Here is a 16,940-nt window from a genome sequence, read left to right as displayed (position 1 = left end):
TGGATCGTAGAGCTTGAGGTACGCGGCGCGTGCCGCATCCGACCGAAAAGCGGAAACCGCGGCCATAACGCGCCCTCCATTCGCCTGCTACCGGTAGGTCCGCGCCGAAACTACAGCTGCCACACCGAGGGCGCTGCGGTTTTCGATGGATCGGTCGCGCCGCCGTTTCGCCGGCCGGTTAAGTCGTCTTGGCGCGGCTCCGTGCGGTAAGCCGGGCCCATATCCATGTCAATGGAACATCGCGGCCGGTCGCGAGGTACTCCACCGTCGTCGGATAGTGGCAGATCTCGCGCACCTGAGACAGCCCCTCGGGTTTGCCGACGAAGAGCACCTGGTCCCCCAGGGCGAGAGCGGTCTCCGACGACGGCATGAAGCAGGGCTCACCATCGTGGACCAGGACCACGGCGGCCAGCGGCAGCGTCGCGTCCCGGTCGTCGGGGCGGCGCATGAGGTCCCCGAGCGTCAGGGTTTCCCCGCGCCGCAACCAGTCTGCGATGGCCGGAGCCTGCTCGGGCGATAGCGCGATGACATCGCGCTGCGGGGTGCGTCGGCCACAGCGCTCCTGCAGATGGTCGCGCACACCGGTGGCCCACTGGTCATCGCGCCCGAAGGCATGCTCGACGAAGCTCCAAAACACCGGTGTGAGGATCCGGGCCAGAATCTCTCGGGCAGTGAGCTCGGTCGCGATGTACACCGAGTCGATCTGCAGGGCGTCGAGCAAAGCTTTCTTGGCATTGGTGTGCTGCTGTACCACGAGGTATACGTCGGGGTTGGATAACCGGGCCCGCTCGGCGAGGGCGATGTTCGTGGTCTCGTTGCCGGTCCCAGCGATGAAGCCGACGGCATCAGAGACATCCGGGTCACCCGCGGCCGGGTCGACGAGGTCAACGGACAGGCCGTGGGCGGTGAGATCACTGACGACGTCGTGGCCGAATTCGGGGTCGGCGCACACCACCCACCTGCCTGCCGCAAGACCCCGCCGAAGTGGCGGCAGCTGCTCTTCGTCATTGTCCATCAGCCAGCGCAACAGCTGATGATTGACCGGCTGGTGGATCGACAAGGCGAGGTAGTCGCCGAACCGATCATCGGGGTTGATCACCGCCGCCGGGGCGAAGTGCTCGATACGAGCCTGGATCCGGGGGTCGGTACAGCGGGCGAAGACGGGCACTTCGGGCCGCAGCAGCGATACGGTCATCACTATCGCGAGGTTTGTGTCGTCGTCGTTCGTCAAGGCGAGCACACCCTCGCAATCGCGGTGCGCAAGTCCGGCCATGCCCAGCACCGTCGGTACGGCGCAGTCGCCCTCGACTGCCGGAACGTCGAAACTCAGTTGCTCGGAAATCACCGACTGGACCCTGGATGCCTGCTTGTCGATGACGACGAACCGTCGCCCGTGTTCGTCGAGCTCGGAGCCAACGACTCGGCCGGCCTGGCCATAGCCGGCGACGATGACGAACGGCTCCACCATCCGGCGGACTTGACGGCGAAACCGTTGGGCCGCAATGGCCTCCTGGAAGGCGGTGTTTTGCAGGAGGGAGAAAAACACGCCGATGGCGTAGGCCCAGCTGAGCACCACCAGGTAGATCGACATGGATAGCCACATCCGCTGGGGGTAGCTGAAGGCGTGCGGTACTTCGCTGTAACCGACCGTCGTCAACGTGATGGTCATCTGATAGAAGGCGTCGAAGACGGTGAGCCGGTAGGGATTTCCCTGTGCGTCGACGCCCGGCATGAGCATTAGCCCGGTGGTACAGAAGCTGAAGGTGGTGATGACGACGATGAACGGCGCCCGCATCCGCCGCATGAGCAGAAAGATGACGTCAGTGGTCGGCACCGTCGTCGGAACACGGACCGGCTTGGGCCGCAGCCTGGCCGGTCGCCGGGTCCAGAACGCAAGCAGGTGGGCCGGGTTGGGCATCGGCTAACGGCGCCGGAACGACGCCGTCTCGACCACGAGTAGCGTGACGGACACGATATTGGCCAGCAGCGCGCCTCCCGAGAGGGACACCACGCTCGCCGTCGCATGCCGGTCCAGTCCGTGAACCGAGACCTGCGTGGCAAAGACCCACATCGCCGCCGCGGCGGCGAGTTGCAGGAGCGCGACAAGGCTGGTGGAAAGGTGCACTGCACCTAGCTGGGTGCGGTCACCGAACTTCAAGATCGTCGTGATGAAAGCGACGATCAGGGCCAGGAACAGCTCCCACGGATTGTGAATGGCCGGATCTCCCACATCGCCGACGAAAAAGCCAAAATTCAAAGTTGCGGCCAACAGCACAAAGAAGCCGAAGACGACCTTCTCGAGATTCACACCGGCAGCCTAGCGGGCGGCGGTCCAGAGACGGCTCGGTAACGCCAATTACGCGTCGCCGGCTTCGAGCCGGGCACGCACCGCTGCCATGCGATCGGCCAACGCTGCTTCGTCGATGACATTTCGCGTGATGAGGGAATGCGCCAGCGCGACGAGCTGATTTTCCGGAAACGGCAGTGTCGCGTATACCCCTTGGCTGAGACGGTCCTCATCGCCGCGACGGGTCACAAGCGGTAACACCGTCCCTTCTCGATCGAGCGCGTCGCACATCCCGTCCAGACTCGACTTCCAGGGCGGCAGCGGATTGCTGACACCGTACTTCTCCGCCATGCGCGCCCACTCCTGTCGGCGCCCGATGATCCGTTCCAGCGTCGGTATGTTCTGTTCGGTTGACATCTGTTGGCTCTCAGTACTTCTCGGCAGGGCGAACCGCGGGATGCACCGGACGTTCTGCGTTGGATGTGACACCGGGTTTCGGAAGCGCGACGCCGATGAGGCAGTCACGCGTCACGATGTCCGCAAGCTGCTGCTCATCCCAGCCGTCTGTTGCGTCGGGCCGCACCGGAAGCACCATGAACCGGTGCTTGGAATTGGAGTCCTCGACGCGGATTTCGATGTCTTCGGAAAGATTGAGACCGAATTCCGCGAGCACCTGGCGCGGCCAGCGCACGATGCGGCGTCGGTAGTTCGGTGTCCGGTACCACTCGGGTGACTGCCCGAGGACAGGCCGCGGATAACACGAGCAGAGACTGCAACAAATCACGTGATGCAGCGTCGGGGTGTCCTCGAGTACATGCAGCGCCGTGAAGTCGCTGGGCGTCCCGAAGCCCGTCGGTTGCATCCAGTCGATCCCTACTTCCCGGCACGCGGCGATGGCGTCCTCGAGCACCAACTGCTTGAAGTCGGAGTCGAGCCAGGCCTTGGCGACAAGGCGGGCGGCGGGCGTAGGCCCCAGCTGCTCGACGTATTCGGTGTAGCGCCGGTGATCCTCGGCGGTGAACAATCCTTTTTCAATCGCCAACTCCCGCAACGCGATTTCGAGGACTTCGAAGTCGGTAACTTCCTCGACCATCGGTGCCGCATGCCGCTCGCCGGTGTCGTGGGTCTCGGCTTTATCCACCATCCCGGAGCTCCTGCCTGGCTGATGTGCGTTCTACGACGCTGGCTGCAGCCAGCGTTCCGAGATCTCCGCCTGCAGCGTGTCGCTCGGACACCCCGCGTAGGGCTGCCACAGGTCGGTCATCTTGAAGCGCACGATGTAGAACCATTCGGGTTGTTGATCTTCGCGATCGAAGGCCTCGTCCTCCGGCGTCAGGCTCTCGTAGGACACTTTGACCACTGTTCCCGGCTTGCCCCGCAGATATTCCTGGGTGCGCGTGTAGAAGAGCATCGGGAGGTCACGCACCCACACCGAATCGCCCACCGCGAACCGAGGCTCACCGGCCGTGCCGGTGAAACACTGCGGATCTCCCTTGCCCAGCGCCTCCTGATGATGACGGTTCCTGGCGACCGTCTTCTCGTCGCCGCTGCTGCGGGGCGCCGCGTCCAACGCACCCTCGCCACCGGCGACGCAACGGTCGCCCACCTCACTGGCCCGTTCGAGCAGTTCGTTGAGCGTGATGTGGCGCTTATCGATCAAGCAGCGCGCGACGGCCAGCACCCAACGCCCGTAGTAAGGGAAGCCGAGATACAGCATCCTGCCGAGGTCGACGTTGCCGAGCCTTCGGCGTTCCTCGGACGTCCAGATGCCTCGCCAGCCCAGAACCTCACACGTGACAAACGCGTTGAGTTCCCATTGCTCTTCTTCTTTTTCCTCGAAGGTGGCCGGGGCGTCGGGCTCACCGCCGACATCGTGGGCGGTCTTCATATAGGCCCGGAAGAGCTCGTGATCAATCTGATCTGGGTAGGCCCAGTCCTGAAGCCGGTGAAACGCTACGCGCAGTTGGCTGTGGAAGTCACCCATCACCGAGTTGGCCATCGGCTATCGCCCTCCGCATGGATGGATAGCAACGCCCCGACCGACTTACACGATAACACCGAGCGGCCCAGCATCACCGGTCATCTAGCGGGATTTCAGTGCTTCCTGTAAGGCGTCCGGTTGCGCTTTCGATAAGTGCAGCTACTGTAACGTTTACAGTTGGCTGCCCGGCGGACGCTGAGGAGGATTCACGCAATGACCGACGTCGCCATCATCGGGGTGGGCTTGCACCCGTTCGGCCGCTTCGAGGGCAAGTCGGCGATGGAGATGGGCGTGGACGCCATCTTCGCCGCAGTCGACGACGCCGGCGTGGACTGGAAAGATGTGCAGGCCGCTACCGGGGGCAGTTGGACCGTCGCGAACCCGGACGCCATCGTCGGCATGGTCGGCCTATCGGGCATCCCCTTCACCAACGTCTTCAATGCGTGCGCGACGGCCGCCAGTGCCGCAAAGGCGTGCGCCGACGGTATTCGGGTGGGTGACTACGACATCGGGGTCGCGGTCGGCCTGGACAAGCATCCCCGCGGCGCTTTCACCGAAGATCCTGCGCTGGTCGGCATGCCGAGCTGGTATGCCGAGAACGGGCAGTACCTGACCACGCAGTTCTTCGGTATGAAGGCCAACCGCTACCTGCACGACCATAACATTTCGCAGCGAACACTGGCCAAGGTTGCTGCCAAGAACTTTCGCAACGGTGCGCTGAACCCCAATGCCTTTCGGCGCAAAGCGATCAGCGAGGACGAGATCCTTGCCTCGGCGATGCTGAACTACCCGTTGACCCAATACATGTTCTGTGCACCCGACGAGGGCGCCGCGGCCGTGGTGATGTGTCGCGCCGACATCGCGCACCGCTACACCGCCAAGCCGGTGTACCTGCGCGCGGTCGAAGTCCGGACCCGCCGCTACGGCGCCTACGAGGTCAACACCACGTTCGCGCCCGTCGAGCAGGACGTTGCGCCCACCGTCTACGCCGCGCGCGCCGCATTCGAAAAAGCCGGTGTGGCACCCGAAGACGTCGATGTCATCCAACTCCAGGACACCGATGCCGGCGCAGAGATCATTCACATGGCCGAGTGCGGCTTCTGCGCTGACGGCGAGCAGGAGAAGCTGCTGGCCGACGGTGCCACCGAAATTCATGGCCGGCTTCCGGTCAACACCGACGGCGGCCTGATCGCCAACGGCGAGCCGATCGGGGCGTCGGGCCTGCGGCAGATCCACGAGATCGTCCGGCAATTGCGCGGCGAGGCAGGCGATCGTCAAGTTCCCGGCGAACCGAAGGTCGGTTTTACCCAGCTGTACGGCGCGCCCGGCACCGCAGCGGCAACAGTCCTCACGACCTGATAGCCGCGTCTAGGACAGTCGTCGGCCGTCGATGCCGAAGAAATGCAGATGGTCAGATCGAGGATGCAGACGTATCCGGCTACCTCGTTGCGGTGGGTTGCGACCGTCCGCGCGGGCGATCACCGGATGGTCGGTCACGGCGCCAGGCGACGAAATCCTGCCGTACAAATAGGCGTCGGCGCCCAGCTCCTCGACGACGTCAACGTCCATCTCGACACCCAAACCGCCCACCTCGAAGTCTTCGGGCCGCACCCCGACGGTGATCTCACCGGCCACGTCGCCGATCTCGCGGGGCAACGGAATCAGCCAGTCCCCCAGCGTCACTGAGCGATCGGCAACCGGCAAGGTGAACAGATTCATCGCCGGGGAGCCGATGAACTCTGCGACGAAGACGTTGACCGGGCTGCGATAGAGCTCTCGCGGCGCTGCGTATTGCTGCAGTACGCCATCGCGCAGGACCGCGACCCGGTCGCCCATGGTCATCGCCTCGACCTGATCATGCGTGACATACACGGTGGTGGTGCCCAATCGTCGCTGCAGACCGGCGATCTGGTTACGGGTTTGCACCCGCAACTTCGCATCCAGGTTGGACAGCGGCTCGTCCATCAAGAAGACCTGCGGGCGGCGCACGATCGCCCGGCCCATCGCCACCCGCTGGCGCTGCCCGCCGGAAAGCTCTCCGGGTTTGCGGTCGAGGTAGGGCTCTAAGTCCAGCAGGCGTGCCGCATCCAGGACCCGGTCGCGGATCTGTGCTTTGCGAATCTTGGCGATCTTCAACGCAAAACCCATGTTCTGCGCCACCGTCATGTGCGGATACAGCGCGTAATTCTGGAACACCATGGCGACATCCCGGTCTTTGGGATCGTCGGCGGTGACGTCGCGGGCACCGATGCTGATGCGCCCGGAGTCGACCGGTTCCAACCCCGCGATCATCCGCAGCGACGTCGTTTTGCCACAGCCGGACGGGCCGACCAGCACCACGAATTCGCCATCGTCGACGGCCAGGTCCAGGTGGTCGAGGGCGGGGCGCTGCGCGCCGGGGTAGCGCCGTGTCGCCTGTTCAAAGCTCACCGATGCCATTGGTTAGCCACCGAATCCGGACATGGCGATACCGCGGACGAAGGCGCGTTGCGCCACGGCGTAGACGATGACCAACGGCAACAGGATGAGCATCGACGCCGCCATCAGCACCGGCCACCGGGACACGTATTCGCCCTGCATCCGAACCAGGCCGAGGGTGAGTGTGGCGATGCTCTTGCGTTGCAGCATCAACAACGGCCACAGGAAATCGTTCCACACGTTGACCCACGTGAGCACCGCAAGCACCATGACCGCAGGTTTGGCGTGCGGCAACAAGATCCGCCAATAGACCTGCCACGGCGAGCAGCCGTCGAGGATGGCGGCCTCCTCGAGTTCGTCCGGCAGCGTTCGGAAGAACTGCCGCATCAGATAGGTGCCGAACGCTGTACCGAACAAGCCCGGCACGATCATCGCCCATGGCGTGTCAGTCCACCCGGCGACACGCATCAGGATGAACTGCGGGATAACGGTCACCGTCAGCGGCACCATCAGCGTGCCCAGATACAAAACGAAGACGATCTCCCGGCCCCGGAACGGCAGCCTCGCAAAGGCGTACCCGGCCAGCGAGCAGAAGAACACCTGTCCGGCGGTGATACATCCGGCGTAGAGCACCGTGTTGAAGAACATCCGCCAAAACGGCATCAACACAAACACTTCGGCGTAGTTCGACCATTGCGGATGCGACGGGAACAGCGTCGGCTGGCTCACCTCGCCTTCGCTCTTCAACGACCCCGACACTGCCCACAAAATCGGGAACAGGGCACACCACGCGACGGCGATCAGCGCGAGATAGAGCACCAGGCCGCGCACGATGCTGTGTCTGGTCACCTGGCTCATGGTCAGCCTTCCCAAGCGCGCCGACGCGCCAACCGTAGCTGCAGCACCGTCAACACCAGCAGAATGGCGAACATCACCCAGGCCAGTGCGGATGCGTACCCGAACTCCAGGAAGGCGAACGCATGCTGAAACAGCATGATGCCCAACACATATGTCCCAGTCTCCGGGCCACCGTTGCGGCCGGTCAGCACATAGACGAGGTCGAAAGCCTGGAACGCGTGGATGATCGAGATGACCACTACGAAGGACAGCGCCCCGCGGATCAGCGGAACGGTGATGGAGAGGAACTGCCGTAGTTCGCCGGCGCCGTCGATTCGGGCGGCCTCATAGACCGTTTCGGGAACGCCCTGCATCGATGCCAGCAGGATGACGGTGGCAAACGGCACGCTCTTCCAGACACTGACCAGACACAGCGACACCATGGCCCAGTTGGGATCGACCAACCACGGGATCGGACCGATCCCGATCCAGCCGAGCATGATGTTGAGCAAGCCATTGTCGGTGTTGAACACGAACTGCCAGACCACCGCCATCACCACTGAGGACATCGCCAGCGGCAGAAAGACAACGGTCCGAAAGACCCCGATGCCCTTGACTTTCCGGTTCAAAAGGCCCGCGACGGCCAGGCTGATCAGGACGGTCGGCACGATGGTTCCAACGGTGAAGATCACCGTATTGCGCAGCGCGATGAGAAAGAGCGGGTCGGCGGTGAACAGGTGACGAAAGTTGGCCAGCCCAACGGGTTTGGCGAGCCTGAACAGATCCCACTCCTGCATGCTCATGTACAGCGAGAAACCGAGCGGAAACAGCATGAACACTGCCACCGCCGCCAGGTTGGGCGCGACGAACAGACGTCCGGCCCAGGCGCGCCGCTGGGAGATTCTGCGTCGCCCAACTCGGTGATCGGTCGATGTCATGGGGTGCGTAACACCTCGTCGACCTCCTGCGTCAGCGCGCCTGCCAGCGATGTCGCCGGCCGAGTGCCACGCAGAACCGGCCCGAAATTGCGGTCCATCAACGCGTTGATCTTTTCCCACGCCGGAGTGATCGGCAAACCCTCGGAGTGCGCGGGGCCGCCGGTCAACACCGCGAGGTTGCCGACTCTGCGATGGGCCTGAGCGAACCCGGTGGAATTGATCGCAGGCTTCAATACCGGTACGAACAGCCCGGTTTCGCCGATCAGGCCTTGTCCGACGGGTCCGGCGGCGAATTTCACGAACTCCCACGCTGGGTGCTTGCGGCGGCTGTCGGCTGCGATCGCGAGACCCGTCGTCCCGATATTCGAGCGGGCCGCGCGTGCTCGCGGACCGGTGGGCAACACGGTGACGTCGAAATCCAAGCCGCGGGCCCGGTCGAATGTCTGGTAGCGCCAGTGTCCGCCCAAGGCCATCGCGGCCTTACCCGAGGTAAAGAGATCCATGGTGGACATCGACTGCTGCGCTGATGCGGTAGGTGCGACGTTATGCTTGTTGGCCAGGTCAGCGTAGAACTGCACACCCTCGGTGAACGCTTCGTTGCCGAAATTGAGGTGGGAGGGGTTCATTCGCGGATCCGACCACGCGACCCCGTTATTCATTCCGAACAGGCCGGCCGAGTAGGCGGCGACCCAGGTGTCGACGAATCCCCACTGGGTCACGCGTCCGGAGCGGTCGCGCTTGGTGAGAGCGCTGGCGGCAGCAAGGAACTCGGCGAAGCTCCAGGGCCGGTCCCATTGGGTCGGTGGTGCCGGCACGCCGGCCGCGGCGAACAGTTGCTTGTTGTAGAACAGGAAGTTGCCGGACCACTGCTCCGGGAAGGCGTACTGGCCCCCGTTGAACGTAAAGGTGTCATACAACACGTCGATGCTGTCGGCCTTCAGTTCGTCGGCGAATGCCCGGTCGTGGGCCAGCATCGTGTTCAGGTCCAGCAACACACCCCGGTCGGCCAAGCCGGCATAGCTGAATTCCCATGCCATCAGCACGTCCGGGCATTTGCCGCCCGCGCAAAACGTCGACATCTGCTGCATCGGGTCTGGACCCGACAGCAATGTCCGCACCTTGATGTCGGGATGCCGACGCTGGAACGCGTCGACGATCCGCAGCCGCGCGTCCGCCTCTTCGGGATTGGCTGCGAAGAAAAAGGTGAGTGCGTCGTCGTCGGATGCGCAGCCCGATTGCCACGACGTCAGCGACGTCGCGGCGAGCACACCGGCACCGCGCAACAGGGTTCGCCGGCCAAATGGCTTATCGATCACGGTGACCCGGCTGTCGGGGCAAGTGTCAGGACGGCGCTGTTTAGTCGATCGTCATCGCCGATGATGTCGATGGTGTGAATGCGACCATCCTCGATGCCGATGACCAGCAGCGCCTGCAGATGGCCACCGGCGGCGATCGCAATGCCGGGCGCTCCATTGACAAGCACCACGACGCCGGCCCGGGAACGTTGGGTGAACCGTCGGGTTTCCTCGGCGACCTGGTGGGCGCCGCGGATTTCGGTCGGCACATCGGCCGGTACCAGGCGCGGGTCTACCCGGCGCACCACGTCGGGCGCCAACAAATTCACCAGCGCGGCGATATCACCGCCACGGGATGCCGTCAGAAAGGCATCCACGATCTTGACGTGTTCACCGGTGCGACGAGTTTCCCCGGACGGCGCGGAAAGCTGCGCACGGGCACGGCTGGCCAGTTTCTTGGCCGCGTCCGGTGAGCGGCCCAATAGCTCGCCGATCGTCTCGAATGGCATCGCGAACACGTCGTGCAGCACGAAGGCGACGCGTTGTGCCGGTGAGAGCCGGTCGATGACCACCATCAGAGCTCGGCTGACCGCGTCGGCCAGCAGAGCATCCTCGTCGGCGGGCGGCGCGGGGTTGGCAGGGGCACGGTCCACACCGTCCAGCGGCAGTTCGGCGCGCCGTTTGCGGGTGCGCAATTGGTCGAGCGCCTCGCGTGCGGTGATCGTGGTGAGCCACCCGGTCGGGTTCTCGATGGCGTCGAAGTCTGCGCGGCTGGCCTTCAGCCAGGCGGACTGCACGGCATCCTCGGCGTCGGCCGCCGAGCCCAGCAGGTGAAAGGCGACTGAGCGCAGGTGTCGTCGGTCTGCGTCAAACCGCTGGGCGAGATCGTCAAGCGTCCTCATGGTCACCTTTCCGGTGTGGCAGCCGTCAAGCAGGCGACGAAATCCGCTCAACGTCCTTAGTGAAGGAGACCAATGTCATGAGCATCGCATATTTTGTCGTCACCGCAGTCACCGTGGCCGTCACCGCCGGAATCGCCGTGGCCGACTACGTCCCCGCCAAATTCGTGCTGGCGAACTCGGCTCAAGTTGGCGTGCCATCGTCATGGCTCCCCCTGCTGGGGACGCTCAAGCTCGCCGGAGCCATCGGGCTGGTCGCCGGTCTGGTTGTGCCCGCCATCGGGATCGCGGCGGCGATCGGGCTGGTGCTGTTCTTCACCGGTGCGATCATTACGCATATTCGGGCTGGCGTGTTGTACAACATCGCTTTTCCGGGCGGCTATCTGGCGTTGTCGGCGGCGTCGCTGGCGCTGCTTGCCGCACAATGACAGTGCGCCCGGTCAGTCGGAAAAGTAACGGATCCGGCAGATTTCGTTGCAACGCCGGGCGACGTCGGCGAACATGACGCCGCGCCGGTGTCCCGACCTGACCGAGACCGCGACGGTGGGGCCTGCGGCGAGCACCTTTGTCCAGGTAGCGCCGTTGAGTCGCCGGATGAGGTCGGTGATGTCCGCGTCGTCGTCCTCGCCGAAAGTCACTGTGGCGGTGGACGACACGGTTCGCAGTGCGCCGAACCTGTCCCCGCGGGCGACAGCGTTGAGGAAGGTTTCCACCAGCCGCTTGTGCCGCGAACCGACACGACGGAAGCCGACGCCGAATCCCACTGTGCCGCGCAATCTCTGGTTGCGCAGCAATCCGCGCGTCAGCTGGACCGTGGCCGGCACGGCCGACACGCCGTTGCGCAAGAACTGCAGCATCATGTCCGGCAGTTCCCAGTACGCCTGCAACGCCGCGATCTTCCACTCGCCGTCGACGTCGCGCAGGTCGTAGCGAAGATAGGCGGGAATCCGCATGGTCACCGCCGAACTCATCGCCACCTCGAGCTCGAGATCGCGGACGACGGCCGAGCCGGCCACAATGTCGAGGTCGCGATGGAACGTGATGTCGCGCGGCCCGATGAAAGTGTCGTAGAAGCGGCCGATCTGCGGGTGGCCGACATGTGGCCAAGAGCCGACAGGATCTTCGACGCGGCCGTCGGCGGTGAACAGCCCGACCCAGCCGGCGCGGTCGTGGGCCGCGGCGGCCCGCGGCGACTGCTCCACTGCCGTCAGCAGATCCGACTGCGCGGTGCTCACGACGTGCTCTGCCGCACGGCGACACCCGCGGTTCGCAGGGCGTCGACGGCCTGTGCGGTCGACTGCTCCCCTACTCCCGCGGTCAGATCCAGCAACACCCGAGTGGCGAAGCCGGCATGCGCGGCGTCTTGCGCGGTTGCCTGGACGCAGTGGTCGGTGGCCAGGCCGACCACGTCAACCTCGTCGACACCGCGGCCCTGCAGCCAACCCGCCAGGCTGGTGCCCGAATCGTCGGCTCCGTCGAACCCGCTGTATCCGGCGCTGTAAGCGCCTTTGCGGAATACCGCCTCGATGCGTCCGGTGTCGAGGTTCGGATGGAAATCCGCCCCGGGGCTTCCGGCGAGGCAGTGCGGCGGCCAGCTCGACGAGTAATCAGGATGGTCGGAGAAATGGTCACCGGGATCGATATGGAAATCCTGAGTGGCCACCACATGCTGGTAGCCGCCAGCATCGGCCAGGTAGTCGGTGATGGCGCGGGCCACGGCGGCGCCGCCGGTCACCTCCAGCGAGCCGCCCTCACAAAAGTCGTTTTGGACGTCGACGATGATCAACGCTCGCATACACCCACCGTATCGCCGGCGGCCCCGCGTCAGGTCAGGCAGCGGGGCGGCGCCGGCCGCGGCGGTGCACACCGGTGTCCAGCGACCACAGATGGGCACATGTGGGGCACTGCAGGTGGACCACCGCGGCGCAATTGCTGATCAGGTACTGCCAATGCGTATGGCAATTGCGACCGTCTCGGCATACCTGGCAGGCGGCGCCGTGGTCACAGTTGGGGCAGGCCAGCCAAGCGCGTCGGCTCTTGTCGGCGTCCGGATCAATCGGCAGCACGATCCACCGCCCGGTCCGGCAACACCCCCGCCGCTACCAGCGCGTCGTAGTGGCGCTGCTGCTCGGGGTCGAGGTTGGAGTAGAGCATGGTGTAGGCCTGCTCCTCCTCGGCGAGCGCCCGGACCGGATCCCACTCGGAGCCGATCGCTTCGAGGACGGCACTGCGACGCCGGACCTCGTCAAGGGTGAGGTCGTAGGCGAATTCCAGCGCGGTTGAGTTGGTTGGCATCGGCCACTCCCAGCATTCGGGGCAGAAATGCGCGTTAGGCTGCCCTAAACCGGCGCCGAGAGCAATGAACTGCGTCACACCGCGGCCTTGACGTCAGTCACACTTACCGAACGCCCCGGTGACACCACGGCCGGAGGGTGCGCGTTGCATCATGTAGCTTGTCAAATTATAGTCCAGACACGTGTCCAGACAGTTCGCTGACTTGCCCGCCGATCCCCTGACCGCGACCGATGGCCGCGCCGCCATTGCTGGATCGGTGTGAGCATGCGGATTGCTCTGCTGTCTTACCGCAGCAAGACCCATTGCGGAGGACAAGGCGTCTACGTTCGTTACCTTAGCCGCGGCCTGGTCGAGCTGGGACACCACGTCGAGGTGTTTTCCGGGCAGCCGTATCCCGAGGGCCTCGATCCGCGGGTGGTGCTGCGCGAGGTGCCCAGCCTGGACATGTACCGAGAACCCGATCCGTTCCGCATCCCGCATCCCCGCGAGATCCGCGACCGGATCGACCTGCTGGAGCTTGCCACCGTGTGGACGGCGGGCTTCCCCGAGCCGCGCACGTTCAGCATGCGGGCGGCACGACTGCTCGCCGCACGACGCAGCGACTTCGATGTGGTGCACGACAATCAGAGCCTGGGAGACGGACTGCTCGAGATCGCGGCAATGGGCCTGCCGGTGGTGGCCACGGTTCACCATCCGATCACCCGCGACCGGCTACTGGACCTGGCGGCAGCACAATGGTGGCGTAAGCCGTTGGTACGCCGTTGGTATGGCTTCTTGGGGATGCAGGAGCGGGTCGCGCGCAGCATCCCAGACCTGCTGACGGTTTCGACATCGTCGGCCACAGATATCACCACCGACTTCGGAGTCAGTCCCGACCAACTGCACGTGGTACCCCTGGGAGTCGACACCAGTGTGTTCGCCCCGTCCCGGCGACCACGAATTCCCGGGCGCATCATCGCGATCGCCAGCGCAGATACGCCCCTCAAGGGCGTCGCGCATTTGTTGCAGGCCGTGGCCAAACTGCGCACCGAACACGAGCTGGAACTGCAGCTGGTCGCCAAGCTCGAACCGAACGGCCCCACCGAGAAACTGATCGCCGAGCTCGGCATCTCCGATATTGTTCACACCTCCAGCGGTGTGTCCGACGCCGAACTTGCCGGTTTGTTTGCCTCTGCCGAGATCGCCTGTATCCCATCGCTTTACGAGGGCTTCTCGCTGCCGGCGGTGGAAGCGATGGCCAGCGGCACACCGATTGTGGCCAGCCGCGCCGGCGCCTTACCCGAAGTGCTCGGACCCGACGGCACCTGTGCCCGGCTGGTGCAGCCCGGCGATACCGCCGAGTTGATCCGGGTCTTGGGTGAACTGCTGAGTTCTCCCGAACAGCGCCGTCAACTCGGGGCGGCCGGCCGTCGCCGCGCACTTGACGTCTACAGCTGGGAATCGGTGGCCGCGCAGACCGTTCGGGTATACGAGCGGGCGGTCGAGCGCAACACCCAGATCGGCGACGCCACCGAGCCGGTGGGCGAACCGTGCTGACGGTGGACTTCGACCGGCTCGGCGTCGGACCCGGAACCAAGCTCATCGATGTGGGATGCGGAGCCGGCCGGCACAGCTTCGAGGCCTACCGCCGCGGCGCCGACGTGATTGCGTTCGATCAGAATTCCGATGAACTGGCCAACGTCGGCACCATCTTGCGCGCGATGGCGGAAGCCGGTGAAGCGCCGGAATCGGCCACCGCCGAGACGGTTGTCGGTGACGCACTGCGACTGCCCTATCCCGATCTCACCTTCGACTGTGTCATCGCATCGGAGATCCTCGAGCACGTCCCGGCTGACGACACCGTCATCGGCGAGTTGGTTCGCGTCCTCAAAATCGGTGGCACGCTGGTGGTCACGGTGCCCCGATGGTTGCCCGAGCAGGTGTGTTGGCTGCTGTCCGACGACTATCACAACAACGACGGCGGTCACATCCGGATCTATCGGGCAAGTCATCTGCGCGACAAAATCACCGCCGGCGGAATGAACTTCACTCATACTCACCATGCGCACGCTCTGCATGCGCCATTCTGGTGGTTGAAATGCCTGGTCGGCGTTTCTAACGCCGATCATCCTGCTGTCGCCGCATATCACCGAATGCTGGTGTGGGACATGATGAGCCGGCCATGGATCACCCGACTGGCCGAGTCGGCGCTCAACCCACTGGTCGGCAAGAGCGTGGCGTTGTACTTCGAGAAACCGGTGCCTGCCGTTGAATTGGTATGACACGCCGGGCGTTGCGGACGTCCTGACCTCCGAGCAATGCCGGCAGACAGCGGAATCGATTGCTGCGGTACAGGAGTCGTCAGGTGCAATCCCATGGTCGGAGGGTGGCCACACCGATCCGTGGGATCACGTGGAATGTGCGATGGCGCTCACCGTCGCGGGGCTGATCGAACCGGCGCGCCATGCGTTCGACTGGAGTCGGCGCCAACAGCGCGCGGATGGCTCCTGGCCCATCCAGTTGCGGGCCGGTGTCGTCGAGGACGCCAACAGTGACAGCAACTTTTGCGCTTACATCGCAGTCGGCGTCTGGCATCACGTGCTGGTCACCGGTGACAGCGCCTTCGCCCGCGAGATGTGGCCGACGGTACGTGCGGCTATTGAATTCGTGCTGGGCCTGCAACTCGAAGGCGGCGAAATCTGCTGGGCCCGCAGCTCTTCCGGTCCGATTACCGAGGCGCTGATCACCGGCTGCTCAAGCATTTTCCACAGCCTGCGCTGCGCCTTGGCCTTGGCGAACTACCTCGACGAGGCACAACCCGAGTGGGAGGTCGCGCTCGGCCGACTGGGCCATGCGATCGCCGCCCACCCGTCGGCGTTCACCGAGAAGCCGCATCACTCGATGGACTGGTACTACCCCATCCTGGGCGGCGCGCTGCGTGGCCCCGCCGCGGCATCCCGAATTGCCGAGCGGTGGGGCGATTTCGTGGTGGACGGGCTCGGTGTCCGCTGCGTGGATGACCGGCCCTGGGTCACCGGCGCCGAAACCTGCGAGCTGGTCTTGGCGCTTGAGGCCATGGGCAGCCGCAGCGCGGCGCTGCGCCAGTTCGCGGCCATGCAGCATCTGCGCGAAACTGACGGATCCTACTGGACCGGCTTGGTGTTCAGCGACGGCAAGCGCTGGCCTGTCGAGCGAACCACCTGGACGGGGGCGGCAGTCATCTTGGCCGCCGATGCGCTGTCGGGCACCACGCCGGGAAACGGCATCTTCCGGGGCGCTGACCTGCCCCGCGGCCTGGAGGGCGATTACGACTGCGAGTGCGCGATCAGCCCGACGGATCGCTAGGCCTGATCGGCGGGTGGTTCGGCCGTGCGCTCCAGCACGCGCAGCGTACCGGTGACGGATCTCTCGGTGAACTCGCCGCTTTGCACTGCGCGGCAATAGATCTGGTATGGCGCCTGGCCGCCGTCGCGCGGGTCGGGAAACACGTCGTGAATGATCAAGGCTCCCCCGAGGCGCACCCACCGCGCCCAGCCGTCATAGTCCTGATGGGCAGCGGCTTCGCTGTGGCCGCCGTCGATGAACAGCAATTGCAGCGGTGTGCGCCACGACCGCGCGACAACGGCGGACTTGCCGACGACCGCGACGAGGTTGTCGTCGAGGTCGGCGTCATCGAGGGTGCGACGGAAGGCCGGCAGGGTGTCGAAGCGCCCGGAGTCGTTGACCATGGACGTGTCGTGGTACTCCCAGCCCGGCTGGTGCTCTTCGGAACCGTGGTGGTGATCGATGGTGTACAGCACGCTGTCCCCGGCGACGGCCGCCGCGCCCAGCAGCACCGTTGATTTGCCGCAGTAGGTCCCGATCTCCACGCCCACACCGTGATCGAAGTAGCGCACGGCGGCGTCGTAGAGCGCCCGTCCCTCGTGGGCAGGCATGAACCCGGTCACCTGATCGGCGAGGTCGAACAACTGGCGCGTGCGCTCGTCGGGGGTCGTCATCACCAGAACCTAA

At 64.8% G+C, this 16,940-nt stretch carries 19 protein-coding genes; 5 read left to right on the top strand and 14 right to left on the bottom strand.

Features of this window, described 5'->3' with window-relative positions:
• Positions 1-178 precede the first annotated feature (178 nt).
• Genes A5707_RS00145 through A5707_RS00125 form a run of 5 tightly spaced genes read right to left on the bottom strand, consistent with a single transcriptional unit; the run spans position 179 to position 4,286 of the window.
• Positions 179-1,918 (bottom strand): potassium channel protein, encoded by a 1,740-nt coding sequence (locus A5707_RS00145; RefSeq protein WP_065012506.1) that lies wholly within the window; start codon positions 1,916-1,918, stop codon positions 179-181.
• Between the two features lie 3 nt (positions 1,919-1,921).
• On the bottom strand, positions 1,922-2,308 hold the full coding sequence (locus tag A5707_RS00140; protein WP_065012505.1) for a DUF6394 family protein: 387 nt from the start codon (positions 2,306-2,308) through the stop codon (positions 1,922-1,924).
• Positions 2,309-2,356: 48 nt separating this feature from the next.
• Positions 2,357-2,704, bottom strand: coding sequence for a thiocyanate hydrolase (locus A5707_RS00135; RefSeq protein ID WP_065012504.1), 348 nt, complete (start codon positions 2,702-2,704; stop codon positions 2,357-2,359).
• A 10-nt stretch (positions 2,705-2,714) separates the two neighbouring features.
• Positions 2,715-3,431, bottom strand: a complete 717-nt coding sequence (gene scnC / locus A5707_RS00130) for a thiocyanate hydrolase subunit gamma (protein ID WP_065012503.1) — start codon at positions 3,429-3,431, stop codon at positions 2,715-2,717.
• Positions 3,432-3,461: 30 nt separating this feature from the next.
• Positions 3,462-4,286, bottom strand: coding sequence for an SH3-like domain-containing protein (locus tag A5707_RS00125; RefSeq protein ID WP_065012502.1), 825 nt, complete (start codon positions 4,284-4,286; stop codon positions 3,462-3,464).
• Positions 4,287-4,481: 195 nt separating this feature from the next.
• Between A5707_RS00125 and A5707_RS00120 the strand changes: the two genes are divergently transcribed.
• Positions 4,482-5,627, top strand: coding sequence for a thiolase family protein (locus A5707_RS00120; protein ID WP_065012501.1), 1,146 nt, complete (start codon positions 4,482-4,484; stop codon positions 5,625-5,627).
• A gap of 9 nt (positions 5,628-5,636) precedes the next feature.
• Here A5707_RS00120 and A5707_RS00115 read toward each other — a convergent pair whose 3' ends face one another.
• The 5 genes from A5707_RS00115 to A5707_RS00095 are packed head-to-tail and all read right to left on the bottom strand — an operon-like array spanning position 5,637 to position 10,658.
• Complete coding sequence (locus tag A5707_RS00115) at positions 5,637-6,707, bottom strand: ABC transporter ATP-binding protein (protein ID WP_065012500.1); 1,071 nt, start codon at positions 6,705-6,707, stop codon at positions 5,637-5,639.
• A gap of 3 nt (positions 6,708-6,710) precedes the next feature.
• A complete protein-coding gene (locus tag A5707_RS00110) occupies positions 6,711-7,544 on the bottom strand; it encodes a carbohydrate ABC transporter permease (RefSeq protein WP_065012499.1) in 834 nt (277 codons plus the stop codon).
• A gap of 2 nt (positions 7,545-7,546) precedes the next feature.
• The gene (locus tag A5707_RS00105; RefSeq protein ID WP_065012498.1) at positions 7,547-8,461 is read right to left on the bottom strand and encodes a carbohydrate ABC transporter permease; all 915 of its coding nucleotides are present in this window, start codon (positions 8,459-8,461) and stop codon (positions 7,547-7,549) included.
• Positions 8,458-9,777 (bottom strand): ABC transporter substrate-binding protein, encoded by a 1,320-nt coding sequence (locus tag A5707_RS00100; RefSeq protein ID WP_065012497.1) that lies wholly within the window; start codon positions 9,775-9,777, stop codon positions 8,458-8,460. Before A5707_RS00100 ends, A5707_RS00105 begins: the two co-directional genes overlap by 4 nt.
• The gene (locus tag A5707_RS00095; RefSeq protein ID WP_065012496.1) at positions 9,774-10,658 is read right to left on the bottom strand and encodes a sigma-70 family RNA polymerase sigma factor; all 885 of its coding nucleotides are present in this window, start codon (positions 10,656-10,658) and stop codon (positions 9,774-9,776) included. Before A5707_RS00095 ends, A5707_RS00100 begins: the two co-directional genes overlap by 4 nt.
• 77 nt (positions 10,659-10,735) lie before the next feature.
• Here A5707_RS00095 and A5707_RS00090 point away from each other — a divergent pair, with 77 nt between their 5' ends.
• Positions 10,736-11,083, top strand: a complete 348-nt coding sequence (locus A5707_RS00090; RefSeq protein ID WP_065012510.1) for a DoxX family protein — start codon at positions 10,736-10,738, stop codon at positions 11,081-11,083.
• 12 nt (positions 11,084-11,095) lie between these two features.
• On the opposite strand, the gene A5707_RS00085 is transcribed toward A5707_RS00090, so the two are convergent.
• The 3 genes from A5707_RS00085 to A5707_RS00070 form a co-directional block, all read right to left on the bottom strand.
• Positions 11,096-11,890 (bottom strand): ketosteroid isomerase family protein, encoded by a 795-nt coding sequence (locus tag A5707_RS00085; protein WP_065012495.1) that lies wholly within the window; start codon positions 11,888-11,890, stop codon positions 11,096-11,098.
• On the bottom strand, positions 11,887-12,450 hold the full coding sequence (pncA, locus tag A5707_RS00080) for a pyrazinamidase PncA (protein ID WP_065012509.1): 564 nt from the start codon (positions 12,448-12,450) through the stop codon (positions 11,887-11,889). The genes A5707_RS00085 and pncA overlap by 4 nt, the downstream gene beginning before the upstream one ends.
• A gap of 257 nt (positions 12,451-12,707) precedes the next feature.
• Positions 12,708-12,950: a DUF6400 family protein gene (locus tag A5707_RS00070; protein WP_065012493.1), complete on the bottom strand. Its 243-nt coding sequence runs from the start codon at positions 12,948-12,950 to the stop codon at positions 12,708-12,710.
• A gap of 264 nt (positions 12,951-13,214) precedes the next feature.
• Between A5707_RS00070 and A5707_RS00065 the strand changes: the two genes are divergently transcribed.
• From A5707_RS00065 to A5707_RS00055, 3 genes are read left to right on the top strand one after another with little or no spacing between them, the layout of a single operon-like run.
• Entirely contained in the window at positions 13,215-14,486 is a 1,272-nt protein-coding gene (locus tag A5707_RS00065) for a glycosyltransferase family 4 protein (RefSeq protein WP_065012492.1), read from the top strand.
• Complete coding sequence (locus A5707_RS00060) at positions 14,480-15,211, top strand: class I SAM-dependent methyltransferase (RefSeq protein WP_065012491.1); 732 nt, start codon at positions 14,480-14,482, stop codon at positions 15,209-15,211. The genes A5707_RS00065 and A5707_RS00060 overlap by 7 nt, the downstream gene beginning before the upstream one ends.
• Positions 15,198-16,274, top strand: a complete 1,077-nt coding sequence (locus A5707_RS00055; protein WP_065012490.1) for a prenyltransferase — start codon at positions 15,198-15,200, stop codon at positions 16,272-16,274. The genes A5707_RS00060 and A5707_RS00055 overlap by 14 nt, the downstream gene beginning before the upstream one ends.
• Here A5707_RS00055 and A5707_RS00050 read toward each other — a convergent pair.
• Complete coding sequence (locus A5707_RS00050) at positions 16,271-16,927, bottom strand: class I SAM-dependent methyltransferase (protein WP_065012489.1); 657 nt, start codon at positions 16,925-16,927, stop codon at positions 16,271-16,273. The genes A5707_RS00055 and A5707_RS00050 overlap by 4 nt on opposite strands.
• Between the last annotated feature and the right edge of the window lie 13 nt (positions 16,928-16,940).

Source organism: Mycobacterium kyorinense, from assembly GCF_001672775.1.
Lineage (GTDB): Bacteria > Actinomycetota > Actinomycetes > Mycobacteriales > Mycobacteriaceae > Mycobacterium > Mycobacterium kyorinense_A.
The sequence above is the reverse complement of the archived record's forward strand: the minus strand, read 5'-3'. Positions and strand labels throughout refer to the sequence as shown.